28 protein-coding genes and 4 tRNA genes are annotated in these 25,997 nt (G+C 68.2%); 19 read left to right on the top strand and 13 right to left on the bottom strand.

Annotated features, from left to right (window positions below; all coding sequences use genetic code 11):
- The first annotated feature begins 29 nt into the window (after positions 1-29).
- The gene (menD, locus tag ACWESM_RS25525) at positions 30-1,673 is read left to right on the top strand and encodes a 2-succinyl-5-enolpyruvyl-6-hydroxy-3-cyclohexene-1-carboxylic-acid synthase (protein WP_356962537.1); all 1,644 of its coding nucleotides are present in this window, start codon (positions 30-32) and stop codon (positions 1,671-1,673) included.
- Between the two features lie 5 nt (positions 1,674-1,678).
- On the opposite strand, the gene ACWESM_RS25520 is transcribed toward menD, so the two are convergent.
- On the bottom strand, positions 1,679-1,903 hold the full coding sequence (locus tag ACWESM_RS25520) for a hypothetical protein (protein WP_355072009.1): 225 nt from the start codon (positions 1,901-1,903) through the stop codon (positions 1,679-1,681).
- A 129-nt stretch (positions 1,904-2,032) separates the two neighbouring features.
- The gene (locus tag ACWESM_RS25515; RefSeq protein ID WP_356962536.1) at positions 2,033-2,281 is read right to left on the bottom strand and encodes a hypothetical protein; all 249 of its coding nucleotides are present in this window, start codon (positions 2,279-2,281) and stop codon (positions 2,033-2,035) included.
- A gap of 126 nt (positions 2,282-2,407) precedes the next feature.
- On the opposite strand from ACWESM_RS25515, the gene ACWESM_RS25510 reads away from it, so the two are divergent.
- The gene (locus tag ACWESM_RS25510; RefSeq protein WP_452493939.1) at positions 2,408-3,010 is read left to right on the top strand and encodes a TIGR03086 family metal-binding protein; all 603 of its coding nucleotides are present in this window, start codon (positions 2,408-2,410) and stop codon (positions 3,008-3,010) included.
- On the opposite strand, the gene ACWESM_RS25505 is transcribed toward ACWESM_RS25510, so the two are convergent.
- Complete coding sequence (locus ACWESM_RS25505; RefSeq protein WP_364424266.1) at positions 3,007-3,621, bottom strand: TetR/AcrR family transcriptional regulator; 615 nt, start codon at positions 3,619-3,621, stop codon at positions 3,007-3,009. The two genes, ACWESM_RS25510 and ACWESM_RS25505, sit on opposite strands and share 4 nt — an antisense overlap.
- Positions 3,622-3,740: 119 nt before the next feature.
- Here ACWESM_RS25505 and ACWESM_RS25500 point away from each other — a divergent pair, with 119 nt between their 5' ends.
- The gene (locus ACWESM_RS25500) at positions 3,741-4,775 is read left to right on the top strand and encodes an aldo/keto reductase (RefSeq protein WP_452494023.1); all 1,035 of its coding nucleotides are present in this window, start codon (positions 3,741-3,743) and stop codon (positions 4,773-4,775) included.
- Positions 4,776-4,797: 22 nt separating this feature from the next.
- On the opposite strand, the gene ACWESM_RS25495 is transcribed toward ACWESM_RS25500, so the two are convergent.
- The 5 genes from ACWESM_RS25495 to ACWESM_RS25475 all read right to left on the bottom strand — a co-directional run bounded on the left by ACWESM_RS25495 (position 4,798) and on the right by ACWESM_RS25475 (position 12,073).
- Complete coding sequence (locus tag ACWESM_RS25495) at positions 4,798-5,148, bottom strand: hypothetical protein (RefSeq protein ID WP_452493937.1); 351 nt, start codon at positions 5,146-5,148, stop codon at positions 4,798-4,800.
- Positions 5,149-5,284: 136 nt separating this feature from the next.
- On the bottom strand, positions 5,285-9,454 hold the full coding sequence (locus tag ACWESM_RS25490) for a bifunctional nitrate reductase/sulfite reductase flavoprotein subunit alpha (RefSeq protein ID WP_364424262.1): 4,170 nt from the start codon (positions 9,452-9,454) through the stop codon (positions 5,285-5,287).
- A gap of 114 nt (positions 9,455-9,568) precedes the next feature.
- A complete protein-coding gene (locus tag ACWESM_RS25485; RefSeq protein WP_355072019.1) occupies positions 9,569-10,273 on the bottom strand; it encodes a demethylmenaquinone methyltransferase in 705 nt (234 codons plus the stop codon).
- 74 nt (positions 10,274-10,347) lie between these two features.
- Positions 10,348-11,490 carry a glycosyltransferase family 4 protein gene (locus ACWESM_RS25480; RefSeq protein ID WP_355072021.1) on the bottom strand — a complete coding sequence of 381 codons (1,143 nt, stop codon included), beginning with the start codon at positions 11,488-11,490 and terminating at the stop codon, positions 10,348-10,350.
- 109 nt (positions 11,491-11,599) lie between these two features.
- Positions 11,600-12,073, bottom strand: coding sequence for a DUF3592 domain-containing protein (locus ACWESM_RS25475; RefSeq protein ID WP_355072023.1), 474 nt, complete (start codon positions 12,071-12,073; stop codon positions 11,600-11,602).
- A gap of 39 nt (positions 12,074-12,112) precedes the next feature.
- On the opposite strand from ACWESM_RS25475, the gene ACWESM_RS25470 reads away from it, so the two are divergent.
- Positions 12,113-12,619 (top strand): DUF2505 domain-containing protein, encoded by a 507-nt coding sequence (locus ACWESM_RS25470; RefSeq protein ID WP_355072025.1) that lies wholly within the window; start codon positions 12,113-12,115, stop codon positions 12,617-12,619.
- Between the two features lie 43 nt (positions 12,620-12,662).
- Here the strand turns inward: ACWESM_RS25470 and ACWESM_RS25465 are convergent, their stop codons facing one another.
- Genes ACWESM_RS25465 through ACWESM_RS25455 form a run of 3 tightly spaced genes read right to left on the bottom strand, consistent with a single transcriptional unit; the run spans position 12,663 to position 14,872 of the window.
- The gene (locus tag ACWESM_RS25465) at positions 12,663-13,100 is read right to left on the bottom strand and encodes a VOC family protein (protein WP_067810448.1); all 438 of its coding nucleotides are present in this window, start codon (positions 13,098-13,100) and stop codon (positions 12,663-12,665) included.
- Between the two features lie 58 nt (positions 13,101-13,158).
- Positions 13,159-13,587: an AraC family transcriptional regulator gene (locus ACWESM_RS25460; protein WP_364424258.1), complete on the bottom strand. Its 429-nt coding sequence runs from the start codon at positions 13,585-13,587 to the stop codon at positions 13,159-13,161.
- 16 nt (positions 13,588-13,603) lie between these two features.
- On the bottom strand, positions 13,604-14,872 hold the full coding sequence (locus tag ACWESM_RS25455; protein ID WP_356962520.1) for a geranylgeranyl reductase family protein: 1,269 nt from the start codon (positions 14,870-14,872) through the stop codon (positions 13,604-13,606).
- 223 nt (positions 14,873-15,095) lie between these two features.
- On the opposite strand from ACWESM_RS25455, the gene ACWESM_RS25450 reads away from it, so the two are divergent.
- Together ACWESM_RS25450 and htpX are read left to right on the top strand one after the other, a co-directional pair.
- A complete protein-coding gene (locus ACWESM_RS25450; RefSeq protein ID WP_355072144.1) occupies positions 15,096-16,136 on the top strand; it encodes a polyprenyl synthetase family protein in 1,041 nt (346 codons plus the stop codon).
- A 158-nt stretch (positions 16,137-16,294) separates the two neighbouring features.
- Entirely contained in the window at positions 16,295-17,176 is an 882-nt protein-coding gene (htpX, locus tag ACWESM_RS25445; protein WP_355072031.1) for a zinc metalloprotease HtpX, read from the top strand.
- 11 nt (positions 17,177-17,187) lie between these two features.
- On the opposite strand, the gene ACWESM_RS25440 is transcribed toward htpX, so the two are convergent.
- Together ACWESM_RS25440 and ACWESM_RS25435 are read right to left on the bottom strand one after the other, a co-directional pair.
- Positions 17,188-17,652, bottom strand: coding sequence for a MarR family winged helix-turn-helix transcriptional regulator (locus ACWESM_RS25440; protein ID WP_364424254.1), 465 nt, complete (start codon positions 17,650-17,652; stop codon positions 17,188-17,190).
- A gap of 69 nt (positions 17,653-17,721) precedes the next feature.
- Positions 17,722-18,213, bottom strand: coding sequence for a YajQ family cyclic di-GMP-binding protein (locus ACWESM_RS25435; RefSeq protein WP_039802015.1), 492 nt, complete (start codon positions 18,211-18,213; stop codon positions 17,722-17,724).
- Between the two features lie 174 nt (positions 18,214-18,387).
- Between ACWESM_RS25435 and ACWESM_RS25430 the strand changes: the two genes are divergently transcribed.
- The 13 genes from ACWESM_RS25430 (at position 18,388) to rplL (ending at position 25,726) form a co-directional block, all read left to right on the top strand.
- Positions 18,388-18,470, top strand: a tRNA-Tyr gene (locus ACWESM_RS25430).
- Between the two features lie 490 nt (positions 18,471-18,960).
- A tRNA-Thr gene (locus ACWESM_RS25425) sits at positions 18,961-19,033 on the top strand.
- A 77-nt stretch (positions 19,034-19,110) separates the two neighbouring features.
- Positions 19,111-19,186: transfer RNA gene (locus tag ACWESM_RS25420), tRNA-Met, on the top strand.
- Between the two features lie 41 nt (positions 19,187-19,227).
- The gene (gene rpmG / locus ACWESM_RS25415; protein ID WP_011211653.1) at positions 19,228-19,398 is read left to right on the top strand and encodes a 50S ribosomal protein L33; all 171 of its coding nucleotides are present in this window, start codon (positions 19,228-19,230) and stop codon (positions 19,396-19,398) included.
- A 181-nt stretch (positions 19,399-19,579) separates the two neighbouring features.
- Positions 19,580-20,644 carry a fused (3R)-hydroxyacyl-ACP dehydratase subunits HadA/HadB gene (locus tag ACWESM_RS25410; protein WP_356963462.1) on the top strand — a complete coding sequence of 355 codons (1,065 nt, stop codon included), beginning with the start codon at positions 19,580-19,582 and terminating at the stop codon, positions 20,642-20,644.
- A 222-nt stretch (positions 20,645-20,866) separates the two neighbouring features.
- Positions 20,867-20,939, top strand: a tRNA-Trp gene (locus ACWESM_RS25405).
- Between the two features lie 108 nt (positions 20,940-21,047).
- Positions 21,048-21,446: a preprotein translocase subunit SecE gene (secE, locus tag ACWESM_RS25400; RefSeq protein ID WP_364424251.1), complete on the top strand. Its 399-nt coding sequence runs from the start codon at positions 21,048-21,050 to the stop codon at positions 21,444-21,446.
- 90 nt (positions 21,447-21,536) lie between these two features.
- Positions 21,537-22,352 carry a transcription termination/antitermination protein NusG gene (gene nusG, locus ACWESM_RS25395; protein WP_355072038.1) on the top strand — a complete coding sequence of 272 codons (816 nt, stop codon included), beginning with the start codon at positions 21,537-21,539 and terminating at the stop codon, positions 22,350-22,352.
- A gap of 97 nt (positions 22,353-22,449) precedes the next feature.
- Complete coding sequence (gene rplK / locus ACWESM_RS25390) at positions 22,450-22,884, top strand: 50S ribosomal protein L11 (RefSeq protein ID WP_063051596.1); 435 nt, start codon at positions 22,450-22,452, stop codon at positions 22,882-22,884.
- A gap of 79 nt (positions 22,885-22,963) precedes the next feature.
- Positions 22,964-23,677, top strand: coding sequence for a 50S ribosomal protein L1 (gene rplA, locus ACWESM_RS25385; RefSeq protein ID WP_067810457.1), 714 nt, complete (start codon positions 22,964-22,966; stop codon positions 23,675-23,677).
- A gap of 96 nt (positions 23,678-23,773) precedes the next feature.
- Positions 23,774-24,313: an NADPH-dependent FMN reductase gene (locus ACWESM_RS25380; protein WP_364424247.1), complete on the top strand. Its 540-nt coding sequence runs from the start codon at positions 23,774-23,776 to the stop codon at positions 24,311-24,313.
- Positions 24,314-24,747: 434 nt separating this feature from the next.
- Positions 24,748-25,287 (top strand): 50S ribosomal protein L10, encoded by a 540-nt coding sequence (gene rplJ, locus ACWESM_RS25375; protein WP_452493931.1) that lies wholly within the window; start codon positions 24,748-24,750, stop codon positions 25,285-25,287.
- Between the two features lie 58 nt (positions 25,288-25,345).
- On the top strand, positions 25,346-25,726 hold the full coding sequence (rplL, locus tag ACWESM_RS25370) for a 50S ribosomal protein L7/L12 (RefSeq protein ID WP_043698929.1): 381 nt from the start codon (positions 25,346-25,348) through the stop codon (positions 25,724-25,726).
- Positions 25,727-25,997 lie beyond the last annotated feature (271 nt).

The following is a 25,997-nucleotide window of genomic DNA, read 5'->3' as shown; positions in this document are numbered from 1 at the left end:
TCTAGTTGACTGTCTGCCAGTCTGGAGGCGTGAACCCGTCTACAGCACAAGCGCAGGTCGTCGTCGACGAACTCGTGCGCGGGGGCGTGCGGGATGTCGTCCTGTGCCCCGGCTCCCGGAACGCTCCGCTGGCATTCGCCCTGCAAGCCGCCGATTCGGCCGGGCGACTGCGCCTGCACATGCGGATCGACGAGCGAACGGCGGGCTTCCTCGCCGTCGGGCTCGCGATCGCGAGCCGGCTCCCGGTCCCGGTCGTGATGACCTCGGGTACCGCGGTGGCCAATCTCGGGCCTGCCGTGCTGGAGGCGAACTACGCTCGGGTCCCGCTGGTGGTGCTCAGCGCGAACCGGCCATACGAGCTGCTCGGCTCCGGCGCCAACCAGACCGTCGAACAGTTCGGCCTGTTCGGCAGCCAGGTTCGCGCCACCATCTCGCTCGGTCTCGCGGAGGAGGAGCCGGGCGACGCCGAGCATCCGCCCTACGGCCGGCAGAACAGCCAGTGGCGCTCGGCGGTCTGCCGAGTGCTTGCGGCGGCGCGCGGTACCCGCTCCGGCAACGCGGGCCCGGTGCACTTCGATGTCCCGCTGCGCGAGCCCTTGGTCCCCGACTTGAAACCGGGTGAGACGGCTCCGGCGGGCCGCGCGGGGGAGTGCGCCTGGACCGACACCCAATACGCCACCTTGGACGTGCCGCTCGATCTCGACCTCACGCCCGACACGGTCGTGATCTCCGGACACGGCGCAGGCTTGCGGCCGGAGCTGGCGAATCTGCCCACCGTCGCCGAACCCACCGCCCCCATGCACGGTCCCGCGCTGCATCCCCTCGTGCTGCCGCTGTTGCGGCCGACGCAGGCGATCATCACCGGCCGCCCGACCCTGCACCGGCAGGTATCGAAGGTGCTCGCCGACCCGGACGTCCGGGTCTACGCGCTGACCACCGGTCCGCGTTGGCCCGACGTGTCCGGCAACGTGGTCGGCACCGGTACCCGCGCCGTTACTGTCGGCGCACCCAGCGCGCAATGGCTCGAGCACTGCCGCGAACTGAACGCGAAAGCCGACCAAGTGGTGCGTGGCGCACTCGCGCGGCACCCCAAGCCGACGGGGCTGCACGTCGCCGCGGTCGTGATGGACGCGCTGCGCGACGGTGACCAACTCCTGCTCGGCGCCTCGAACCCGGTGCGAGACGCGGCGCTGGTGTCGCATCCGCGTCCGGGGATCAGGGTGCTGTCGAATCGCGGCGTAGCGGGTATCGACGGCACGGTGTCCACCGCGGTCGGCGCCGCTCTGCACCACGACGGGCGCACCATCGCCCTGATCGGTGACCTGACCTTCCTGCACGACGCGTCCGGCCTGCTGATCGGGCCGGGCGAACCGCGGCCCGCCGATCTGACCATCGTCGTCGCCAACGACGACGGCGGCGGCATCTTCGAACTGCTCGAGCAGGGCGACCCGCAATACGCGGGCGTGTTCGAGCGGGTCTTCGGCACCCCGCACGGCATGGATCTCGCCGCTTTGTGCGCCGCCTATCGCATTCCGCACCGGCAGGTCGATCCGCAGCAGCTGGCCGTCGAGCTGACCGGGCACGCCCATGGCATACGGGTGCTCGAGGTGGCCACCGAGCGGTCCAGCCTGCGGGAACTGCACGCGACGGTGCGGGCCAAGATCCAGCCCTGACCGGGTCAGTAGCCGGATTCGTCCTCGGGTTCGTCATCGATCGGGACCGCGATGGACTGTTCGATCACGTCCGCCGGGTTCGCCTCGAAGGTGTCGCGCTCCGGAGTCGCCCGTCCGACGGCTTCGTCCTGCTCGGGCTCGTCGGCGAGCACTGGCTCCTCCGGATACGCCGGAACGGACTGCTCGGCGAGATCGGCCTCCGGGATCGCGTCGGCAAGGGGATCTGACATCGTGCGCTCCTCTCCGCGTAGGCCTCTCCATCGGCATACCCGTCGTGGCACGCCGCAATCGAGGCGGACGATCAACTCGGACTGCATCGAGGATGCCCGCGGTCCGGGCGTACGGCAAGCATCCGGCGCTCAGTGTTGTCGCGCTTCGCCCACCCGCGCCGCCGTCGCGTCCGCGGGGTGTTCGACCAGCGCGAGCATGCGCCCGGCCATGAACCGCGCGGTCCGCACGGCCGTCCCCGATCGCGTCACTTCGCTGACTTCGACCACGCCTCGCGCGATCCTCACCTCGACCCGCCTACCAGCTCGGGTAGCCGCGATCTCGTAACTGCGGGACCCGTCGCCGACGTCGACGACGATCTCCACCCGATCACCCTTCATCTTTCAATTATCCGCTTTTCCAGGGCTTTTCGCCGCTACGGGTTGATTGCGGAACGACTCGCCGCTCAATTTCGGCGTCTCGCTCCGTCTCTATTTCCGGAGACGTCCCACACCTGAGGAGGCCCGATGAATCCCGAGTTCGAGTTCGAGCCCGCGGCCGCCACTCTGGCGACCGTCGTCGGCGGCATCGCCGACGACCAGCTCACGGCGCCGACACCGTGCGCCGACACCACGGTCCGCGATCTGCTCGCCCACGTAGTCGATCTGACCGAGGCATTCCGTCAGTCGGCGACCAAGGAGGCCGTCGGCGGATCCGTCGCGCCCGGCGCCCCTGCCGAGCGCGCCTTGGCGGAGGACTGGCGCGAGCGCATTCCGGCTCAGCTCGATGCCTTGGTGGCGGCGTGGCGGGAGCCGGCGGCCTGGGACGGCAACACGGAGGCGGGCGGGGTGAACGAGCCCGCCCCGGTGATGGCCAGGATCGCGCTGGACGAGGTCGTCGTGCACGGCTGGGATCTCGCGAAGGCCACCGGTCAGCCGTTTTCGTGTACCGCCGAAGATCTGGCGACCTTGCTGGACATGCTGCGCGGCACACCCGCCGAAGGGGTGCCGGGTCTGTTCGGGCCGGTGGTGCCGGTCGCGCCCGATGCCACCGCCTTGGAGCGAGTCCTCGCTTTCACCGGTCGCCGCGCCGACTGGACCGCGGGTGACCGGGGAGCGGTGCTCGGCTAGTCGGCGGCGGACACGAACGTGCCCGCCCGTACGGCATCGACGGCGGCGCGGGCGGCTCGGTCCGCCACGATGTCATCGATCGGATCGCCGCTGGCGAGCAGCCGGTAGTACAGCGGTGCCGACACCGCGGACAGCACCGCGCGTGCGTCGGTGCGCTCGGGCGCTTCGCCGCGCGCGATGGCGGCCGCCACGCAGACCGACCATTCGGTGAGACGCACGTCGTAGAAGCGGCGCAGGGCGGCTGCGGTGGACTCGTCGCAGGTGGCGGCCGCGATCACGGCGCGGAAGAGCCTGCCTTGGCGAGGATCGGACAGGGTTTTCGCGACCAGGCGGGCATTGGCGGTGAGGTCGCCGAGGAGCGAGCCGGTGTCGGCGTGCGGCAGCGACTGCTCGGCCATGTCGACCAACAGGTCCGCGATCAGGCCGGTGGGTGTGCGCCAGCGGCGGTAGACGGTGGTCTTGCCGACTTCGGCGCGTGTGGCGACTTCGGCGAGGTCCAAGTTGGCGAAGCCGCGTTCGGTCAGCAGGTCGCCCGCGGCTCGCAGTACGGCCGCGCGGACCCGGGCGGTCCGTCCGCCGGGCCGGACGGAGCCGGGGGTCGCGTCATCCATGACCGTAACGGTACTCCAGTTTCATTTACGCGCGAAGGGGTGTACCGTCCGAAGCGTTAATGGAACTACAGACCCTTTAGGAGGGTGGTCCAGTGAACGTTCGGACGGTTGAGACGCAAATGGAGTACCGGCGGCTCGGCGCGTCGGGTCTGCACGTCCCGGCATTGAGCTTCGGCGCGGGCACCTTCGGCGGTCGCGGCGAGCTGTTCGGAGCATGGGGCGATACCGATGCCCAACAGGCGCGACGGCTGGTCGACATCAGTTTGGACGCAGGCGTGACCATGTTCGACACCGCCGATGTCTATTCCGACGGTGCCTCCGAAGAAGTGCTCGGCGCCGCCGTGAAGGGCAGACGCGATCGGGTGCTGCTGTCCACCAAGGCGACGCTGCCGACCGGACCGGGTCCGCGGGACGCCGGTTCCGGCCGGGCCAGGTTGATCGGTGCGGTGGAGGGATCGCTGCGCAGGCTGGGCACCGACTACATCGATCTGTTCCAGCTGCACGCCTTCGACGCGGGCACGCCGGTCGAGGAAGTCGTCGCCGCGCTGGACGATCTGGTGCGCGCGGGCAAGATCCGCTATGTCGGCGCGTCCAACTTCGCGGGGTGGCAGTTGATGAAATCCCTTGCCGCGGCGGATCGCAACGGGCTGACCAGGTACGTCGCGCACCAGGTCTACTACTCGCTGGTCGGGCGGGACTACGAATGGGAGCTCATGCCGCTCGGCCGCGACCAGGGCGTAGGCGCGGTGGTCTGGAGTCCGCTCGGCTGGGGCAGGCTCACCGGCAAGATCCGCCGCGGACAACCGCTTCCGGAAGGTAGCCGCCTGCACCGGACCGCCGAGGCAGGCCCTCCGGTGGACGACGCGAAGCTCTACGACGTGGTCGACGTCCTCGACGAGCTGGCCGTCGAAACCGGCAAGACGGTCCCGCAGATCGCGCTCAATTGGCTGCTGCGCCGCCCCACCGTCGCGACGGTCATCGTCGGCGCCCGCAACGAGGAGCAACTGCGCCAGAACCTCGGCGCGATCGGCTGGGAACTCGACGCCGACCAGATCGCCCGCCTGGACAAAGCCAGCGCCACCACCCCGCCCTACCCCTACTACCCGTACTACCGCCTCCCGGACTTCACCCGGCTCAACCCGCCCGCGGTGTGAGCAAGTATTCGACGGCGGGCGGTCAGCCCCCTCTGATCGGCGTCGCGGTGAAGCCGAACTTGCCGATCGTGATCACGGCCGGACCGTCGATACGGTCCAGGTCGTATATCGCCTCGCCGAGGTGGGTGGACATCAGGACCATCCACCAGTCCCACGAAGTTGTGGCGCTGCCTCGTGAACCGTCCTGCGCGATACGCCGGTAGTACGCGAGCAGCGTGCCGGGCGAGAACCGCATGGCGATCGGCGGAGTCAGCGCCGCCTCGTCGCGTTCGACAATGTGTGGGACGCCATGCAATACCTGGATTTTCAAGCCTTCCCACGTCCCGGCTCGAACGATGGAGTCCGTCAGTTCGTCGTGTGTCGGATCTTCCATGGCAGCCTCGTCCCCCGGCGGTCGGTGACGGTCGCTTCGAACCCGTCGTGTTTCTTGACGGAGCGGAGTGCGACCGCGTTCCATGGTGTGATGCCGATCACTGAATCGGGCGCTGTGGGCCCGGCGATACGGTCGGTCAGTACACGTCGCGGACGTAGCGCTTCTCGGCGATGAGTTGCTTCTTGAAGGCCAGTGCGCCGTCCTCGTCGAGTTTGCCGTGGATGCGGGCGATTCGCAGGAGCGCGTCGTCGACGTCCTTGGCCATGCGGCTGGCGTCGCCGCAGACGTAGAAGTGGGCGCCGTCGCGCAGCCAGGACCACAGCTCGGCGCCGTGCTCGATCATGCGGTGCTGCACGTAGATCCGTTCGCGCTGGTCTCGGGAGAAGGCCAGGTCGAGCCGGGTCAGGAAGCCGGAACGGAACATGTCCTCCAGCTCGGTGCGGTAGTAGAAATTGTGCGCCGCGTGCTGATCGCCGAAGAACAGCCAGTTGCGTCCGGTGCAGCCGAGGGCCCTGCGCTCCTGAAGAAATCCGCGGAAGGGGGCGATGCCGGTGCCGGGGCCCACCATGATCATCGGCGCGGTCGGGTCGGCCGGAGGACGGAAATGCGGTGCGCGCTGCAGGAAGATCGGCACCGCCGTGTCGGTGAGGTCGGCGCGATCGGCGAGGAAGGTCGAGCAAACGCCGCCGCGCCGCGCCGCCGAGCCGGTGGCCGCCGGGTCGCCGTAGCGCACGATGCCGACGGTCAGCTCCACTTCATCCGGGCTGACCCGCGGACTCGACGAGATCGAATACTGGCGCGGCTGCAGTTTTTTCAGGGTGCCGAGCCACTCCACCAGATCGGCCCGCACAGGGAAATCGCGCAGCACGTCGACGGCCTGCCGATCCCACAGGTAGTTCGCCAGCTCGTTGCGATTGTCTCGGCGTAGCAGTTTGGCGAGTTTGCCGCTGGCGTTGCGCTCGGCGAGGAAGCCGAGCAGATCCTGACCGACCTTGGTGATGTCGAAGTGCGTGCGCAGCGCATCGGCCAGGGGAACTTCGCGCTCGTCGACTTCCACGACGCGGCGACCGTCCAGCCCGGTGGCGGATAGCCATTCGCTGACCAGAGCGGTGCTGTTCACCGGCCAGACGCCCAGCGAATCGCCCACTTCGTACGCGGCGTCCAAGCCGCGCAGATCGAACGCGAAGCGGCGCACCTCCTTCGGTGATCCCGCGGCGGAGAGCAACTCGTTGCGCACCAGTGCGGCACGCAGCGGCGCGGCCCGGGTGAACGGTGCGGTGCGGGTGCGACCGAGTGCCGGGGCCATGCTCGGCGACTCCACCGTGGCCACCCCGCCGCCACGGGGCGTGGGTCGGCTCGGCGCGGCCGCACCGGTCACCGGCGAATCGGCGGGGTCCTCGGCCGGGCCGTCGCCCAAGGCGGCGAGCACGTCATCGAGCCAGCGCTGTGCCGCGTCTTGGTAGTCGGGTTCACTGTCGACGCGCGGGAGCAATCGGGTCGCGCCCAGTTCGGCGAATTTCTGGTCGAGTTTGCGACCGTAACCGCAGAAGTCGTCATAGGAGGAGTCGCCGAGCGCGAACACGGCGTAACGCACACCGGTCAGCCGCACGACGCTGTCGGCCAGCCGATCCCAGAAATCGGCTCCGTTGTCCGGCGGCCCTCCGTCGCCGAACGTGCTGCTGACCACCAGCACGTCGCCCTGGAGTGCACCCGGATCGCAGGAGTCCAGGTCCGATAGGCGCGGTGTGAATTCGTGCTCGGCGAGATGTGCCGCGACGGCGGCGGCGAACTCTTCGGCGTTGCCGGTCTGCGAGGCCCACAGCACGGTGACCGTGCGGGCGGCGGCGCCCGTGTCCGTCGTGGGCGCCGCACTACGTGAATACATCCCGGCCAGCAGCCCGTCGACCCACAGCCTGGTGTGCGCGGACATCGGCGCCGTCTCCGGAAGCACCGGCTGACCGGTCACCGGAAGCGCTTGCAGCGCCGCCAGATAGCCGCTGAGGTAGATCCGCTCGGTCTCGCTGAGCGTGGGGGCGGTGCCGCTGTCGAGGCCGAGCACGGCGGCCAGCGGGTGCGCCGCCTGAGCCGCGGGCAGCGCGGCGGGAGCCTGCGGCCGCGGCACGGAAGCCACCCGGCGTAGCGCCACCGCGCAGGCCTTGAACTCCGGTTGCAGCGAGGCCGGATCGACCGCGTCGTTGGTGACCGCGTTGATGGTCAGGTATTCGCCTTGCTCGTCGTTCCAGTGGAACGGCACGAAGCAGTCGCCCTGCCGCACCCGGTCGCTGACCTGCACCGGCAGCACCGCACGGCCACGGCGGGAGGCGATCTCGAGCTGGTCGCCCGTGCGCAGACCGAGCCGCTCGGCGTCGGCCGGATGCACCTCGACGAACGGCGTGCCGTTCAGCTTGGTCAGTTTGTCGATCTTGCCGGTCTTGGTCATCGTGTGCCACTGATGTTGCAGGCGACCGGTGTTCAGCAGGAACGGGTAGTCGTCGTCGGGCATCTCCTCCGGCAGCAGGTGTGGCCGGGGCCAGAACACCGCGCGGCGGCTCGGCGTGGCGAAGGCCAGCCGGGGCCGATGGCCGTTCTCGTCGATGAACAGCGTCTGGCTGACGCCGTCGTTGACGTAACGGATCGGGTTGCGCCTGCGGTCCGGCTCCGGGCACGGCCACTGCATCGGCCCTTCGCGCAGCGCCGCATAGGTCACGCCGCGCAGGTCGTAGCCGGTGGCGGGATTCGCGAACCGCTTGATCTCGTCGAACACCTCGGCGCTGGAGGCGAAGTCGAAGCCGGGGAATCCCATGGCGGTGGCGACGTCGGCGATGATCCGCCAGTCCGGCCGCGCGTCGCCGATGGGCGGGACCGACTGCTGCAGCAGGGTGAGATTGCGTTCGGAATTCACCATCACCGCGTCGGCTTCCGCCCACAGCGTGGCGGGGAGCAGCAGGTCGGCGTAGGCGTTGGTCGCGGTCTCGGTGTAGGCGTCCTGGGCGATCACCAGTTCGGCCGCCTCCAACCCCGCGATCACGGTCTTCCGGTTCGACACCGTGGCGACGGGGTTGGTGCAGATGATCCAGGCCGCTTTGATCGTTCCTTCGGCCAGTTCACGGAACATCTCCACCGTGCCGGGCCCGGCTTCGGTGCGCAGGGTGCCGGGCGCCAGTTCCCACGCGGTCTCCACGAACGTGCGGTCCTCGGCGGAGAGCAGGCTGCGCTGGCCGGGCAGGCCGGGGCCCATGTACCCCATCTCGCGCCCGCCCATCGCGTTCGGCTGCCCGGTGAGCGAGAACGGCCCGCTGCCGGGACGGCAGATCGCGCCGGTGGCCAGGTGCAGGTTGCACAGCGCGTTGGTGTTCCAGGTGCCGTGTGTGGACTGGTTGAGTCCCATCGTCCACAGCGACATCCACTCGCCCGCCGCGCCGATCCATTCGGCCGCGGTCCGGATGTCGGCCTCGGCCAGTCCGGTGATCTCCGCCACGCGCTCCGGCGGATAGTCGGCCAGGAACTCCGGCATCGCGTCCCAGCCCTCGGTGTGCTCGGCGATGAACTCCGCGTCGATGTGGCCGCCTGCGACCAGCAGGTGCAGCAACCCGTTGAGCAGCGCGAGATCCGTGCCGGGCGCGATCTGCAGGAACAGGTCGGCGCGCGCGGCGGTCTCGGTGCGGCGCGGGTCGACCACGATGAGCTTCGCGCCCGTCTTCAGGCGATCGGCCATCCGCAGAAAAAGGATGGGGTGGCAGTCGGCCATGTTCGCGCCGATGACGAAGAACAGGTCCGCGTGCTCGAAGTCGTCGTAGGAGCCGGGCGGCCCGTCCGCGCCGAGCGACTGCTTGTACCCGGTGCCCGCGCTGGCCATGCACAGCCGCGAGTTCGCCTCGATGTGCACCGTGCGCAGATAACCCTTGGCGAGTTTGGTCGCGAGGTACTGCGCCTCCAGCGACATCTGCCCGGAGACATACAGCGCGATCGCGTCCGGACCGTGTTCGTCGAGAATCGCGCGCAACCGAGTGGCCGCCTCGTGGACGGCCTCGTCGACGGGGAACGGCACCGGAACCTGGCCGCGCTCGAAGCGCCGGTAGGCGGTCTCCATCCGTCCGGGAGTGCGCATCAACTCCGCGTGGGTCGCCCCTTTGGTGCACAGCCTGCCGGCGTTCGCCGGATGCAGTTTGTCACCGCTGACCTTGGCGATCACCGGCTTGCCCGCGCCGTCGGCGGCGGTCGACACCGTTATCCCGCAGCCGACGCCGCAGTACGAGCACGCCGTTCGGGCGGTGCCGTCGCCGCGGCCGGTCACTGGATCGGTCATGTCTCCGATCATGCGGACCGCCGATTGCGCCGGATTTACCTCGCGTTATCGCCAGGTGACATTCCTCCTCACCGCTCCCGGATCGATCGGTGAGGTGTGATCCAGATCTCCGGCTCAGTCCAGCTTGTAGGCGCGGTGCAGGGCAACCACGCCCCCGGTGAGGTTGCGCCACTTCACCGACGACCACCCGTTCGCCGCGATCCGCATCGCCAGCCTGCGCTGATTGGGCCACTCCGTGATCGATTCGGCCAGGTAGACGTAGGCTTCGGGATTACTGCTGACCACGCGCGCCACCTTGGGCAGCGCTTTCATCAGGTACTCCAGGTACACCGTGCGGAACACCGGCAGCACCGGCGCGGAGAACTCGCACACCACCAGCCTGCCGCCGGGCTTGGTGACCCGCAGCATCTCGCGCAGGGCGAGGTCGGTGTCGGCCACGTTGCGCAGCCCGAAGGAGATGGTCACCGCGTCGAAGGAGTCGTCGGCGAACGGCAGCGCCATCGCGTCGGCCGCCACCATCGGCACGTCGCGGAACCGGCCCGCGCTGAGCATGCCCTTGGAGAAGTCGGCTGCGAGGCACCACGCGCCGGATTTCTGCAATTCCAGGGTGGATACACCGGTGCCCGCCGCGAGGTCGAGCAGCCGCTCGCCCGGCCGTGCCGCCAGCGCCTTGCGGGTCGCCCAGCGCCAATAGCGATCCTGTCCGGCGGAGATCACCGTGTTGGTCAGGTCGTAGCGCCGGGCGACGCCATCGAACATCGCCGCGACTTCGCGCGGCTGCTTGTCCAACGAGGCCCGGTTCGATTGCGTTTTCGGCACGGGAAGACCCTAACTCGCGGTCTGTTACGAACCGAGCGCGGCGCGTGGATACCTCCGTCACGCTTCGGCCGGGTTCATGCCGTATGCGGCAACCGAATCCGCGCGCCGGTCACTTCCGTGTAGTGGCCCATCAACTCGGTGCAGATGGCGGGCCAAGTCCGCGACAGCACCGACTTCCGCGCCGCCCCGGCGAACCGGGTCCGCAGCTCCGGATCGTGCAGCGCCCCGACAGCGCTGGGCAGCAACTCGCCGAACCGGTCCACCGGAAGCAGATAGCCGTTGCGGCAGTGGGCGATCAGGTCGCGGGGACCGCCCGCGTCGGGACCGATCACCGGGACACCGGAGGCCAGCGCCTCCTGCACGCCCTGGCAGAACGTCTCGTGTTCGCCCGCGTGCACCATGACGTCCAGACTGGCGTACGCCCGCGCCAGCTCGCCGCCGCCGAGTTCGCCGGTGAACACCGCGGTCGGCATCAGCCGGGCCAGCCGCTGACGCTCCGGCCCGTCGCCGACGATCACCAGCTGGATGTCCGGGTCGGCGGCCAGCACCGCGAGCCGCTCGACGTGCTTCTCCGGCGCGAGTCGCCCCACGAAGCCCACCAGCAGGCGGTCCCGGCCCGCGAGCCAGGCGTCCCGTAGTTCGGCGGAGCGGGCGCTCGGCGTGAACCGCGCGATGTCGACGCCGCGCCCCCACCGGTGCACGCGCGGGATGCCGTGCCTGGCCAGGTCCTCGGCGGCGGCCCGGGACGGGGCGAGCGTGCGGGTGGCGCCCTCGTGGATGCGCCGGGTCCAGCCCCAGGCGGCACGGCTCGCCAGCCCGAGCCCGTAACTCTTGGCGAAGCCGGCCACGTCGGTCTGATACACCGCGACAGTGGGCAGATCCAGCCGCAATGCCGCGCCGAGGCCGCCGGCGCCGAGCAGGAACGGAGAGGCCAGGTGAACCACCTCGGCGTCGAAGTCCTCGATGGCCGAGACGATGCCCGGCTGGGGCAGCCCGACCGGCAGCGAACTGACCTTCGGGACCATGACCGCGGGTACCCGGTGGACCGGGAAACGCTCGTAGTGGCGCGGTGCGGCGGGCTGTCCGCGGGGGGTGTCCGGCGCGATGATCAGCGCTTCGTGCCCGTTCCGGTCCAGGTGGTCGAGCACCCGCAGCACCGAGTTGACGACACCGTTCATGTTCGGCAGGAACGACTCCGCGACGATCGCTACACGCACGCTCCCAGCGTGACCGCTACACCGCGCCACGCCGCCACGCCGAAGTGAAGCGCACGGAAAGATCCGGCGAACTATCGGAACCCCGACCGCTTTCCCGGTGACGCGGATCTCAGGCCTGCGGGGCGGGCCTGACCACCGGCGCGGGACCGCGCCTACCCGCGCGGAAAAGCAACCACAGCGCGGGCAGCGCGAGCAGCCACACCACGACGATCACCGACAACGCGGGCGGAACGGCGACGCGCACGTCACGGCCCTCCACCCGCACCAGGTCCGGGTCGCTGCGGCGGTACTCCACACGAATCCGCTCGCCCGCGGTCAAGTTGGTCGGATAGAGCACGCCGACCTTCGGATTGTGTGTCTCGCCGTCCGGTGTGACGTACATGACCGCCGAGCGCAGCCGTCCCGCCGAGAGCACCTCGGCCGTGGTGCTGCCCTTGTCCGAGCTGATCAGATAATCGTTGCGCCACGCGGCCAGCACCAGCAGCCCGACGAGCACGCTCACCGCCGTCGCGGCGATCAACACGCCGATCCTGGCCCGTCGCAGGCGGATCGGCCGCCTGGTGAACTGGCTGGTTTCCGACACCGCCACAGGCTACCGATCGGCTCGGCTACGGTGGCGGCCATGTCCCGAAAATTCAGCTTCACCGTGCCGTACACAGTCCCGGTCGAAGATCTCCACCGGGCACTCATCACCGACGACGTCTGGCGGTCCCGCTTCGCCGAGGCGGAGACGGCGACAGTCGACCTGTCGCATCCCGACGGCGCGGGCACCATTCGCATCCATATGACCGAGAAGGCTCCCGAGGACAAGGTGCCAGCGCTGGTCCGCAAGGTGCTCAGGAGCGAACTCACCTTCTCCCGCACCGACAACTGGCAGCCGCTGGTCGGCGAGGTCGCCAAAGGCACCTTCGAGGTCTCCACCGGCGGCATCAACACCGCGATGTCGGGGTCCTACGAGATCCGTTCCACCGCGGAAGGTTCCGAGATCGAGGTCGTCGGCACCGTGCGGGTGAAGGTTCTCGTGGTCGGCGGCGCGATCGAGCCACTCGCCGAGCAGTTGCTCCACCGAGTGCTGAAGGGCGAGCGCAAAAGCATCGAGGACTGGCTGTCCGCCGAGTCGACCGCGTGAGCGCCCGCGTTGCCCCAGCGCGCCGGGGCAACGCCGTCGCGGCCTAGGCGAAGTCCTGCGGCGAGAACTCCTTCGGCTCCACCAGGACCAGCCAGTTTCCCGAATTGTCCCGGATGATCGCCTCGGTCCCGTAGGGCCGTTCGGCGGGCGGCTGCACGAACTCCACCCCTTTGGCGGTGAGTTCCTCGAAGGTCTTCTGGCAGTTCTCGGTCCGCAGGCCGAGCGAGCCGTGCGTGCCGTTGGCCAGCGCCCGCCGGACGGCGTCGGCGTAGTTCTCGTCCAGCGGCGGGCCGGGAAGCATCAGCGTGATCTCCAGCTCGGGGTGCGCGGGATGCGCGACGGTGACCCAGCGGAAACCGTTGTCGCCCATCGTGACATCGCTGGTCTCGACGAAGCCGAGCTTGTCGACGTACCACTCTTTCGCGGCGGTTTGGTCCGTCACGTACACCGTCACCAGGGAAACGTTCGTAATCGTCGTCATGCGGTCCACGCTATGGCGGGCGCGGGGCCACCGGCTTCTCCGAAATTGCGCCGTTCGGTCAGCATGGCGGCTCGCGGTCGGAGAGCCCGTGCATGAAAACGAAACAGCCGGGGATACGCGGAGCGCCGTCGGCGAACTTCGCCTGGTATTCCGACGGCGTGACCCCGACCAACTGCCGGAACTTGCTGCTGAACGAGCCGAGGCTGCTGTAGCCGACCAGCATGCACACCTCGGTGACCGTCAGATTGGTCGAGCGCAGCAGGTCCTGGGCGCGTTCGATGCGCCGCTCGGCCAGGTACACGGCGGGGGTGCGGCCGTAGACCGCGGCGAACGCGCGCAGGAAGTGGTATTTCGACACCCCGGCGGCCGCCGCCAGTTCCTCCAGATGCAGCGGGTCGGCGTAATGGCGGTCCGCGAGGTCCCTGGCCCGGCGCAGATGCGGGAGCAGATACAGCGCGGGCAAGCCGCGCGCTCGTTGTCCGCCCATCGCGCCGCCCTCGTCCCTAAGCGAACGGCGGACGCTCGTCGAAGCGCAGCGATGCCCGGCCCGCCATCCGCCACGCCCGCGCGGTCAGGTCGACGTCCTCGTCGGTCACCAGATTGCCCATCACCCGGACCGCGGTGCGCTGCAAGTACTTCGACCGCATCACCGGAGGACCACCCAGCGGCACCATGCGCGGGTGCGTGGCCAGGCCCGCGATCCGACGGGCGACCGAGAACGTGCGTCCGTAGCGGGCGCGCAGGGTCTGCGGCCAGATCGCGGTGAAGTCGGGCTCGTCCAGCAGGCCGGCCAGCATGTGGCCGCCCTCCAAGCCGTAATCGATGCCTTCGCCGTTCAGCGGGTTCACACACCCCGCCGCGTCGCCGATCAGCACCCAGTTGCGCCCCGCGACGTTCGAGACCGCCCCGCCCATCGGCAGCAGGGCCGAGGCGACCGCGCGCAGCGAGCCCTCGAATTGCCATTCCTCGGTGCGCAGCGCGGTGTAGTGCGCCAAGAGCGGCTTCAACGCGATGTGCGAGGGGCGACGTTCCGTGGCCAGCGACCCCACACCGATGTTCACCTCGCCATTGCCGAGCGGGAACACCCAGCCGTAGCCGGGAACCAGTTCGCCGGAGGCGTCGCGCAACTCCAGATGCGAGGTGATCCACTGGTCGTCGCTGCGGCCGGACTTGATGTAGGCCCGCGCGGCGGTGCCGTAGGCGTACTGCCGATGCCAGACGCGGCCGAGCAGCCGCCCGATCGGCGAACGCACCCCGTCGGCGACCACCAGCGTCCGGCAGGCGATGGTGCGCGTGCCGCCCGCCGTACGCACCGTCACACCCGTGACCCGGTCACCCTCCCGGGTGACATCCATTACCTTCGTCCCGTCCACCATGCGCGCGCCCGACTTCACCGCCGTCTCGCGCAACTTGTCGTCGAGTTCGGTTCGGGGAACCGCGCTTCCGTACGTGGGGAAGGAACCGCCCGGCCAGTTCAGCAGCGCTTCGCGGCCGAAGCCGGTCATCCGGAGGCCGTGGTTGACGACGTGCGCGCGCACCCACTCGCCGAGCCCCAGCTGCTCCAATTCGGCGGTCGCACGCGGGGTGAGCCCGTCACCGCAGGTCTTGTCCCTGGGAAAAACGGCGGAATCGACGAGCACTACGTCGCGTCCGGCCCGCGCCGCCCAGGCCGCCGACGCCGATCCGGCCGGGCCCGCGCCGACGACCAGCACCTCGGCCCGGCTGGGCAACGCGTCCTCGTCGGGCGCGGGACTCGCTTCCGGTGAACCCATGCGGTCCATACTCGCAGGGCCGTCTCGCCGATGTCGACGGCGGTCGCGCTCGCGTCGTGGACGGTCACCATCGAGGCGGTGCGGCAGTGGACGATCCGCCACAGAGTGACGGTGTTCATGGGCCATCCGGCGGGGACACGCTAGGTTCTCTACCGTGGGGTCGGACGCATCGCTGGGAGAAGGAATGAGCACATCGGCCATGAGCGAGCGCAGCGAGCGAATCATGGACACGGCGCACGGCGGGCACAGCGAAGCCGGGAGCGACGCGGGCACGGTCGTGGCCGGGGTCGATCTCGGTGACGTCGGGCTGGCCGACACCGTGCGCAACGGCTTGGCGGACGTGGAGAGACTCCTCGTCGACGAGCTGTCCGACGGCGCGGAATTCCTCCAGGAGGCGGCGCTGCACCTGGCCAAGGCCGGCGGCAAGCGATTCCGTCCGCTCTTCACCATCCTCACCGGACAGCTCGGCCCGCGCCCCGCCGATCCCGCTCTGGTCACCGCGGGCACCGTCGTCGAACTCGTGCACCTGGCGACGCTGTACCACGACGACGTGATGGACGAGGCCCCGATGCGCCGCGGCGCGCCGAGCGTCAACTCGCGGTGGGGGAACAACATCGCGATCCTCGCGGGCGACTACTTGTTCGCGCACGCGTCCCGGCTCACCTCCACCCTCGGTCCCGACGCGGTGCGCATCATCGCCGAGACCTTCGCCGAACTCGTCACCGGTCAGATGCGCGAGACCATGGGCGCCCGCGAATCCCAGGACCCCGTCGAGCACTATCTGCGCGTGGTGTGGGAGAAGACCGGTTCGCTCATCGCCGCCGCAGGCCGCTTCGGCGGCACCTTCTCGGGTGCGGATGCCGAGCACGTCGAGCGACTGGCCCGCCTCGGCGACGCGGTCGGCACCGCCTTCCAGATCTCCGACGACATCATCGACATCTCCTCCGCCTCCGAGCAGTCCGGCAAGACCCCTGGCACCGACCTGCGTGAAGGTGTGCACACGCTGCCGGTGCTGTACGCGCTGCGCGAGGAGGGCGTCGACGGCGACCGGCTGCGCAAGCTGCTCGCGCGTCCGCTGGAGACCGACGACGAGGTGAAAGAGGCGCTCGACCTGCTCGCCGACTCCCGCGGCATGGCGCTGGCCAAGGAGAAGCTCCAGGGCTACGCCGACCTCGCCTACGCCGAGCTGTCCGCCCTGCCCGGCGGCCCCGCGAACGACGCGCTCGAGCGGCTGGTCCGCTACACCATCGAACGCGTGGGTTGAGTGGTCCGCCGCTCATGAGCCGGGGCGCATGTCGGCGAGGATTGATTTCCGCCGGCTGATTTCGGCTGGGCGCGGATTCATCGGAACTTTGCCTGGAGCTTCTATCGTTTATCTGCTGTAAGGCGACTCGGTGAACGGGGGAGCGGCAAGGGAGACGTATGCACGGGCACGGGTTTGCGAACGGGCTGAAGACCTTCGGGCTGATGGTGGGCCTGTCGGCCCTGATCGTGTTCATCGGCGCGCTGTTCCGCAACCCGACGATCCTCGTCGTCGCGATCCTGCTCGCGGTGGGCATGAACGCCTACGCGTACTTCAACAGCGACAAGATCGCGTTGCGGGCCATGCACGCGCAGCCGGTCAGCGAGCTGGAGGCGCCGGTCATGTACCGGATCGTGCGCGAACTGGCCACCATCGCGCGCCAGCCGATGCCGCGGCTGTACATCAGCCCCACGAACGCGCCCAACGCCTTCGCCACCGGACGCAATCCGCGCCATGCCGCGGTGTGCTGCACCAGCGGCATCCTGCAACTTCTCGACGAGCGGGAATTGCGGGCCGTGCTCGGCCACGAACTGTCGCACGTCTACAACCGCGACATCCTCATCTCCTCGATCGCGGGTGCGCTCGCCGCCGTCATCTCCGGCCTGGCCAACCTGGCCGTCTACGCGTCCATGTTCGGCGGCAACCGCAACGGCGAGGGGCCGAACGTGCTGGCCGTGCTGCTGGTGTCGTTGCTCGGCCCGATCGCGGCTACGCTGATCAAGCTGGCCGTCTCCCGCTCGCGCGAATTCCAGGCCGACCAATCCGGCGCCGAACTGACCGGCGACCCGCTGGCCCTCGCCTCCGCACTGCGGAAGATCGAACGCGGCGTCCACACCGCCCCACTACCGCCCGAACCGAGGCTGGCGTCGCAGTCGCATCTGATGATCGCCAACCCGTTCCGTCCGGGTGAGCGGGTCGCCCGCTGGTTCACCACGCACCCGCCGATGAACGAGCGCATCGCCCGGCTGGAGGAGATGGCGGGCGGTCCCCGCCGGTACTGAGCCCGGCGGCCTCAGTCGTCCGAGGCCAGTTGGTCTTCGTAAGCGCGGAACGTATCGACGAACAACTTCCGCTGGTCCGCCGTGAGCGGCTCGAGCACCGTACGCCAGGCGCGAGCGCTGCGTCCCAGCCATTTGTGCACGGATCGCTCGTGCGCCGATGCGATGGCGACGATGGTGCGTCTGCGGTCGTCCGGGTCGGTGCCGCGTTCGAGCACACCCTGCTTGCTGAGTTCGCCGACCATGAGACTCACCGTCGTCGGCGCCACCTCCAGCCGGGCGGCCAGATCCGTCACCGTGGTCGGGCCGTCGAACACCAGGTTGGCCAGCAACGACAGGTGCCGCGGCGCCAGCGAGAAGGATTCCAGCTCCGGGGGAACGCCCAACTTCTTGGCCCGTCCGACCACGCGCGGCATGAGCAGCAACAACGTGCGGATGCCCTCGTCCACGCCGAGTCCGGCCCGCTCCTCGGTCGACATGCAGTCCCCTCTAGCACCCTCGTGGACACGCTGAACGCGACCGACCCGGCCGCGCTGCGGACCCGGCGCTCAGCGGTAGTTGACGAACTGCAGCGCGATCCCGAAATCCTCGCCCTTCAGCAGGGCGATGACGGCCTGCAGATCGTCGCGCTTCTTGCTGCTCACGCGCAGCTCGTCGCCCTGGATCTGCGCCTTCACGCCCTTGGGGCCCTCGTCCCTGATCTTCTTGGAGATCTTCTTCGCGTGCTCGGAGTCGATGCCCTGCACCAGCGAACCGGTGATCTTGTAGACCTTGCCGGAGGAGACCGGCTCACCCGCGTCGAACGCCTTCAGCGAGATGTCGCGGCGGATCAGCTTCTCCTTGAACACCTCCAGCGCGGCCTTGACGCGCTCCTCCGCCTCCGCGGTGAGGACGATCTTGTCCTCGCCGGACCATTCGATCGACGCGCCGGTGCCGCGGAAGTCGTAGCGGGTGTTGAGCTCCTTCTCCGCCTGATGCAGGGCGTTGTCGACCTCCTGCCGGTCGACCTTGCTCACAACATCGAAAGACGAATCAGCCACGCTGCGCTCCTGTTCTGATGGTCCGACGGGTGAGTTGAACCGGACGCTTCCAGCCCCCGTCAGTTCTACCCGGAGACCCGAGGGTAGTCGCGTCGCACGGCCGATAGCCAGCCGGTTTGCATTCAGGGTGCGGGTTCGATGTATTCTGCTCAGCGCGCGAAACAATGCGCGAAAGGCAGGTTGCCCGAGCGGCCAATGGGAGCAGACTGTAAATCTGTCGGTGAAAGCCTACGTAGGTTCGAATCCTACACCTGCCACTCCGCTCACTAGGCGAGCCCTGTACGCAGAAAGCGCGTACAGGGCTCGCTTCGTAATGTCTTGTGGGGGTGCAACCCCCACGCCCCGCCCGGCGGGGCTTCGCCCCCCGGGACCCCCCTTCCAGTGGTTGCGTTGGTCACACGCGTTTCGTTTGATTCTGGGATTGCCGGATTGGCGTCGGTCACGGGTGTTCGGGTGCCCGTGTGTGCCGATCGGCCGATCTCATACGCCGGTGCATTTCGAGGCCGCGCACTCCGAGGTCTGCGTGAACCCGACAGCCCTGCGAGGTCGGTTTGTGCGCTCAACGCGGTCGCGAGCGGCGCCGGCGTGGGTGCGAGCCCTGGCGACGCGTGGAATTCCGTGTCCCCGCGGGTGAAAAATACGTCTCTGACCACACGGTTTGGTGGTGGGAGCGGTGAGTGTGTAACCTCGTTCAAGACTTCACCGCGCTGAGGTCGAGTGTTTGGGGCTCGGTGCGGAAGTAGTCATGCCCCCTTAGCTCAGTCGGCAGAGCGTTTCCATGGTAAGGAAAAGGTCAACGGTTCGATTCCGTTAGGGGGCTCGCCGGATTGCCGGTGGTGACCGACTCGGCATCGCTCCCGATAGTGCGGGCTCGGCACCATGGCAATGCGACGCCGTGGCGGTGTAGCTCAGTCGGTAGAGCAAACGACTCATAATCGTTGTGTCGCCGGTTCAAGTCCGGCCATCGCTACCACAACCGATCAAGCCCATCAGGTACCGGAAAGAAGGCATATCGTGGCCGCGAAGTCCACCGATGTCCGGCCAAAGATCACCTTGGCCTGCGAGCAGTGCAAGCACCGCAACTACATCACCAAGAAGAACCGGCGCAACGATCCGGACCGCCTGGAGCTGAAGAAGTTCTGCCCGAACTGCGGCACGCACCGGGCGCACCGCGAATCCCGCTAGTCATCCACGCGTGAACTACCGCGTGGTGTAGCGCCGGGAGTCGCTCCCGGTATCTCGGGCCGTGGCACCGCGAGGGCCGGACAATTGTCCGGCCCTGACGCATTTCACGGTGTGGGTGCGGTGGTGAGCGCTCCACAGACTCCGGGTGACGGGGTCAGATAGGTACAGTCCTCCCGTGACAATCAACACCGGTACAGACGAAGCGGTCCAGACGAGCGAGGCGCTCGACCCCGCGGCGAACGCCGCGGCGATGGTCGGTCACCACTACCGCGTCGACGACTACTACGAGGTCGGCCGCGAGAAGGTGCGTGAATACGCCCGCGCCGTGCAGGACTACCACCCGGTGCACTGGGACGAGGACGCGGCGCAGGAGTACGGGTACGACAACCTGCTCGCTCCGGTTACCTTCATCTCCCTGGTCGGAATTCTCGCCCAGCGCAAACTGTTCGAAGAGGTCGTCACCGGCTACGACCTCAGCCAGATCATGCAGACCGACCAGATCCTCGAGTTCCATCGCCCGATCAAGGTCGGCGACCAGCTCACCTGCGATGTCCACCTGCACTCGTTCCGGCAGGCATTCGGCGGCGACATCATCGTGACCAAAAACATCGTCACCGCGCAGAACGACGAACTGGTGCTCACCACTTACACCACCCTCGTCGGCCGCAGCGGCGGCGATATCGACCCGAACCTCAACGCCGCCGTCCGGAACGTGCTCATGCACGGCATCGGCGAGGACGCGCCGGGGCATCGTCCGCGCTCGCTCGCGGTGACCCAGGCGCCCGCGCCGGTCGTGCCGCCCGTGGACGGTGTGCGCACCAAGCACGCCATCGGGTTCGAGGACGTCTCGGTGGGTGACGAGCTGCCCACCCGCGTCGTCCGGCTCACCCGCGGCGATCTGGTGAACTACGCGGGCGTCTCCGGTGACGCCAACCCGATCCACTGGAGCGACGAGGTCGTGAAGCTGGTCGGCCTGGAGAACGTGGTCGCGCACGGCATGCTGACCATGGGCCTCGGTGGCGGTTTCGTCACCTCGTGGCTGGGCGACCCGGGCGCGATCAAGGAGTACAACGTCCGCTTCACCAGCCCGGTCTACGTCGGGTCCGACGAGGCCGCCGAAGTCGAGTACACCGGTAAGGTGAAGTCGGTCGATCCGGAGACAAAGACCGCGGTCGTGGCCATCGTCGCGAAGGCGGCGGGGAAGAAGATCTTCGGCCGCGCGACCGCGACGGTGCAGCTGGCCTGACCAGGGACAGCGACCCGGATTGGCTAATGGCGCGGACGGTAACGTACACTCAGGTTTCTGGGGTCGCCAGCCGCTGCGCGCTGCTCTGAGGGGCTGGTTCCAGGCGATCCGCGAGGATTCGCCGACGGGGCCGGCAACCGCCGGAGCGGCGCGCGTGTTGTGTGACACCAGGGCACAACTGAATATCGAACAGTGGTTGGACAGTAAACATCGTCCGACCAAAGGGGCGTAGCTCAACTGGCAGAGCAGCGGTCTCCAAAACCGCAGGTTGCAGGTTCAAGTCCTGTCGCCCCTGCCCTGGATGCCAGCGACGAGAGAGGATCGACGTGAGCGAGCGTAGCGAGCGAGCCATTGGCACAGCGCGCATCGCGCACGACGGCACCGAGCTCAGCGAGGAGAAGGCGTGAGCGACGAGCGGGACACTCGCCGCGGCGCACATGCCGCCCACGAAGGCGACGACACCGCCGCAGCGACACGGCCGAGCGGAAAGCGGTCCGCGCGGCGGGCCCGTGCCGGGTCTTCGGAGGTCGACACGGGCGCTATCGCCACGCTCGACCGTCCGTCGCGGAAGGCAACCAAGGCGACCGATCGGGCCGAACGCAAGAAGTCGGGTAATCCGTTCAAGCGTTTGCTCAAGTTCCTGCGTGAGGTCATCGCGGAACTGCGCAAGGTGATCTGGCCCAACCGGAAGCAGATGGTCACCTATACGAGCGTTGTTCTGGTGTTCGTGATTTTCATGGTCGCGTTCATCAGCGGGTTGGATCTGGCGTTCATCAAGGGTGTCAACTGGCTGTTCGGCTAGCTGAACGACGCCGACGCCGGTAGCCGATCCCGGGCGGAGACGGGTGGAGTGATTTCGCCGCGCGCCCGGCCCGGCACGCAGAGGATGTACGTGACGACACAGGAAGCGAGTGCCCCAGTGAGCACCCCGGAGAACGACACACACGACAAGTTCCCGGCCGACGACACGGTGGCCGAGTCCACCGACTCCGTCGAGGAGTTCGCGACCGACGAGCCCGCGGTCGAGGAATCGGAGCCCGCTGAGTCCGCCCCTGCCGCCGCCGTCGATGCCGAGCCCGCCGACCCGGTCGCCGAGATGAAGGCGGCGCTGCGGCGCGCTCCCGGCGAGTGGTACGTCATCCACTCCTACGCCGGTTACGAGAACAAGGTGAAGGCCAACCTCGAGACCCGCGTGCAGAACCTGGACCTGGAGGACTACATCTTCCAGGTGGAGGTGCCCACCGAAGAGGTCACCGAGATCAAGAACGGGCAGCGCAAGCACGTCAACCGCAAGGTGCTGCCCGGTTACATCCTGGTCCGCATGGAGCTGAACGACGAGTCGTGGGGCGCGGTGCGCAACACCCCCGGCGTCACGGGTTTCGTCGGCGCCACTTCGCGCCCGTCGCCGCTGTCCATCGATGACGTGGTGAAGTTCCTCGTTCCGGCCGCACAGCAGCAGAAGAAGCCCGCCGCGGCAGCCGCTGCGGCGACTCCCGAGACCGCGGGCGGCGAGATCGCGCCGAAGCCGGTCATCGAGGTCGACTTCGAGGTCGGCGAGTCGGTGACCGTCATGGACGGCCCGTTCGCGACGCTGCCCGCCAGCATCTCCGAGGTGAACGCCGAGCAGCAGAAGCTGAAGGTGCTCGTGTCGATCTTCGGCCGCGAGACCCCGGTCGAGCTGGCGTTCACCCAGGTCGCGAAGATCTAGACCAGCTCTGTCGGCGGCCGGGTGAATCCGGCCCCGGGCGAGGATCGCAACACCAGACTTGCAAAGAGCAAGGGACACCAACACCTAGGAAAGAAAGATGCCCCCCAAGAAGAAGAAGCTCGCCGGGATCATCAAGCTTCAGATCCAGGCCGGCCAGGCGAACCCGGCCCCTCCGGTCGGCCCCGCGCTCGGTCAGCACGGCGTCAACATCATGGAGTTCTGCAAGGCGTACAACGCCGCGACCGAGTCGCAGCGTGGCAACGTCATCCCGGTCGAGATCTCGGTGTACGAGGACCGGTCGTTCGACTTCAAGCTGAAGACCCCGCCCGCCGCCAAGCTGCTGCTCAAGGCCGCCGGCGTGCAGAAGGGCTCGGCGGAGCCGCACCGCAACAAGGTCGCCAAGGTGACCATGGACCAGGTGCGCGAGATCGCCAAGACCAAGCAGGAAGATCTGAACGCCAACGACATCGAGCAGGCGGCCAAGATCATCGCGGGTACCGCGCGTTCGATGGGCATCACCGTCGAGGGCTGAGCGGAACCGCTCCCCGGTGGGAGGGCCGGCCAGGCCCGATAACCACGTCTGAACTATCGATCGAACAGGACAGAGAATCATGGCAAAACGAAGCAAGGCGTACCTCGCCGCGGCCGAGAAGGTCGATCGCACCAAGCTCTACTCCCCGCTGGCCGCCGCGCGCCTGGCGAAGGAGACCGCCACCACCAAGACCGACGCGACCGTCGAGGTCGCCGTGCGTCTCGGTGTGGATCCCCGCAAGGCGGACCAGATGGTCCGCGGCACGGTCAACCTGCCGCACGGCACCGGTAAGACCGCCCGCGTCATCGTGTTCGCCGCGGGCGAGAAGGCCGCCGAGGCCGAGGCCGCGGGCGCTGATGCCGTCGGCGCCGAGGACCTGATCGAGCGGATCCAGGGCGGCTGGCTGGACTTCGACGCCGCGATCGCCACCCCGGACCAGATGGCCAAGGTCGGCCGGATCGCGCGTGTCCTCGGCCCGCGCGGCCTGATGCCGAACCCGAAGACGGGCACGGTCACCACCGATGTGACCAAGGCCGTCAACGACATCAAGGGCGGCAAGATCAACTTCCGTGTCGACAAGCAGGCCAACCTGCACTTCGTCATCGGCAAGGCGTCCTTCGACGACAGCAAGCTGGTGGAGAACTACGGCGCCGCGCTGGACGAGATCCTGCGGGCCAAGCCGTCAACCGCCAAGGGCCGCTACGTCAAGAAGGTGACGGTCTCGACGAACACCGGACCGGGCATCCCGGTGGACCCGAACCGCACCCGCAACCTCTTGGAAGAGGACGCGTAAGCAGCAGCGAGCCGCGGCAACGGCGGGAACGCATTGTGCGTTCCCGCCGTTGCGCGTTCGAGGACTAATCCGCCCGACGGCGTGGTTGGGGTGGATGTGACCGTCGTTCTGTTGATCTCCGGTAGTACTCGCGCCGCCTCCACCAATTCCGCCGCACTACGAACCGTCTCGGCGATCGCCCCGGACGGTGTCGAAACCGTCTGGTACGACGGGCTCGCGGATCTGCCCGCTTTCGCTCCGGACGACGACGGCACCGCTCATCCCGCGGTAGTCGCGCTCCGCGAACAACTTTCGCGCGCCGACGCCGTGCTGTTCTCCACGCCCGAATACGCGGGCACTTTGCCGGGCAGTTTGAAGAACCTGCTGGACTGGACGGTTGGCGCCGGTGATCTCTACGGCAAGCCGGTCGCTTGGATCACGGTCGCGCCGGAGGGTCGCGGTGACGGCGCGACCGCCACACTGCGCAGCGTGCTGGGTTATGTCGGAGCCGACATCGATCCGGATGCCTGCCGACGACTCCCTGTGCCGCGCGAGGGCGTCGGCCCGGACGGACTGGTCGCCGACCCTGAATTCCGGTCCGGCGCCACGGCCGTGTTGCGCGGTCTCGCGCGGCATGCCGCGACCGCGACTTCGTGAGAAACACCACTCGCCGACGCGGACCGCGGCATCGCATTCCAGGCGGCGCACGGGTGTGCACCGCGGAAAAGTGAGTCGCGGCACAACGATTCGACGGCCGAGTGGTTGCGAGCAGACGTCTGCCGGGGCCCGTTTTGGCAGATGGGAACCCATGCAGGTACATTGGAAGTCAGTTATCGACGAGTTCGATCGCTACCCAATCCGTTCTACCGAAGACCGTTGGTCGCCGATCCCGTATGGGTTCGGTCGAAGGTCCGGCGACATTGCCGGCGGCCCACGCAGGGAGAGCCGAGGCTGGGAATTGATCCGGATACGCACCGGATCGGTTTTCTGTTGCGCCCCGGAACGCTCTGCGTTCGGGGCGTTTGTTTTGTCGCCGGCCCCTGATCGGTAGTTCGCGTATACGAACCGACCAATCAGAGAGGAGGCGAAGTATGGCAAAACCCGAGAAGGTCACCGCGGTCGAGGAGATCGCGGAGCAGTTCAAGAGCTCGACGGCCACCGTCGTCACGGAATACCGTGGCCTGTCGGTCGGCAAGCTCACCGAGCTGCGGCGCGCGCTCGGCGCCGACGCCACGTACTCCGTCGCCAAGAACACCCTGGTCAAGCGTGCCGCCGCCGAGGCGGGCGTGGAAGGTCTCGACGAACTGTTCGTCGGGCCGACCGCGATCACCTTCATCACGGGTGAGCCGGTCAACGCGGCCAAGGCCCTGAAGACCTTCGCGAAGGACAACAGGGCGCTCATCATCAAGGGCGGCTACATGGACGGCGCTCCGCTGTCCGTGTCCGAGGTCGAGCGGATCGCCGACCTGGAAACCCGCGAGGTGCTGCTGGCCAAGCTGGCGGGCGCGCTCAAGGGCAACCTCACCAAGGCCGCCGGTCTGTTCAACGCTCCCGCCTCGCAGGTGGCCCGCCTGGCCGCCGCGCTGCAGGAGAAGAAGCAGGCCGAAGAAGGCGCACCGGCCGCCGAGTAAGACCCGTGCGGCACGACTCGCCCGCATATAGACATCAACTACCGAAAGGAACACAACAATGGCCAACGTTGACGAACTGCTCGAGACCTTCGGCAACATGACCCTGCTCGAGCTGTCGGACTTCGTGAAGAAGTTCGAGGAGAAGTTCGAGGTCACCGCGGCTGCTCCGGTCGCCGTCGCCGCCGTCGGCGGTGCCGCCGCTCCGGCCGAGGCCGCCGAGGAGCAGGACGAGTTCGACGTCGTCCTCGAGGGTGCGGGCGACAAGAAGATCCAGGTCATCAAGGTGGTCCGCGAGATCGTCTCCGGCCTGGGCCTGAAGGAAGCCAAGGACCTGGTCGAGAGCGCCCCGAAGCCGATCCTGGAGAAGGTCGCCAAGGATGCCGCCGAGGCCGCCAAGGCGAAGCTGGAAGAGGCCGGCGCCAAGGTCTCGGTCAAGTAATTCACGACCGAACACGCCGAACGGGCGGTCCCCTTTGGGGATCGCCCGTTCGCGTTTTTGGCAATCCCGCCGCTATCGCCGATACCGAAAGGATTGCGGAGTTACTACGCAGTCAGGTTGGGGTGTGCCCGATCTGTCCCATGAGTTACAGTGACCGAACCCACACGTGACGGACCGCGATGACCGAGCGCGCGGTTCGCCGGTGGGCAGCTCGCTGAGAATTTGTGGAGGTTGGCGTGGGCGTCGAGGTCAGGACCGAGAGTGTGACCAA

The sequence above is a fragment of the Nocardia sp. NPDC003999 genome (assembly GCF_053604885.1).
This window is presented reverse-complemented; position numbering and strand designations above follow the sequence as displayed.

Coding starts and splice junctions, on each gene's coding strand:
- ACWESM_RS25505 (WP_364424266.1), bottom strand. CDS start 3,621: ATGGATGACGCGACCCCCGGCTCCGTCCGGCCCGGCGGACGGACCGCC.
- htpX (WP_355072031.1), top strand. CDS start 16,295: ATGCACGGGCACGGGTTTGCGAACGGGCTGAAGACCTTCGGGCTGATG.
- ACWESM_RS25510 (WP_452493939.1), top strand. CDS start 2,408: ATGAATCCCGAGTTCGAGTTCGAGCCCGCGGCCGCCACTCTGGCGACC.
- ACWESM_RS25515 (WP_356962536.1), bottom strand. CDS start 2,281: ATGAAGGGTGATCGGGTGGAGATCGTCGTCGACGTCGGCGACGGGTCC.
- ACWESM_RS25490 (WP_364424262.1), bottom strand. CDS start 9,454: ATGACCGATCCAGTGACCGGCCGCGGCGACGGCACCGCCCGAACGGCG.
- ACWESM_RS25495 (WP_452493937.1), bottom strand. CDS start 5,148: ATGGAAGATCCGACACACGACGAACTGACGGACTCCATCGTTCGAGCC.
- rplA (WP_067810457.1), top strand. CDS start 22,964: ATGGCAAAACGAAGCAAGGCGTACCTCGCCGCGGCCGAGAAGGTCGAT.
- ACWESM_RS25470 (WP_355072025.1), top strand. CDS start 12,113: ATGTCCCGAAAATTCAGCTTCACCGTGCCGTACACAGTCCCGGTCGAA.
- ACWESM_RS25440 (WP_364424254.1), bottom strand. CDS start 17,652: ATGTCGACCGAGGAGCGGGCCGGACTCGGCGTGGACGAGGGCATCCGC.
- rplJ (WP_452493931.1), top strand. CDS start 24,748: ATGGCAAAACCCGAGAAGGTCACCGCGGTCGAGGAGATCGCGGAGCAG.
- rplL (WP_043698929.1), top strand. CDS start 25,346: ATGGCCAACGTTGACGAACTGCTCGAGACCTTCGGCAACATGACCCTG.
- ACWESM_RS25455 (WP_356962520.1), bottom strand. CDS start 14,872: ATGGGTTCACCGGAAGCGAGTCCCGCGCCCGACGAGGACGCGTTGCCC.
- rplK (WP_063051596.1), top strand. CDS start 22,450: ATGCCCCCCAAGAAGAAGAAGCTCGCCGGGATCATCAAGCTTCAGATC.
- ACWESM_RS25460 (WP_364424258.1), bottom strand. CDS start 13,587: ATGGGCGGACAACGAGCGCGCGGCTTGCCCGCGCTGTATCTGCTCCCG.
- ACWESM_RS25465 (WP_067810448.1), bottom strand. CDS start 13,100: ATGACGACGATTACGAACGTTTCCCTGGTGACGGTGTACGTGACGGAC.
- ACWESM_RS25500 (WP_452494023.1), top strand. CDS start 3,741: ATGGAGTACCGGCGGCTCGGCGCGTCGGGTCTGCACGTCCCGGCATTG.
- ACWESM_RS25520 (WP_355072009.1), bottom strand. CDS start 1,903: ATGTCAGATCCCCTTGCCGACGCGATCCCGGAGGCCGATCTCGCCGAG.
- ACWESM_RS25450 (WP_355072144.1), top strand. CDS start 15,096: ATGGACACGGCGCACGGCGGGCACAGCGAAGCCGGGAGCGACGCGGGC.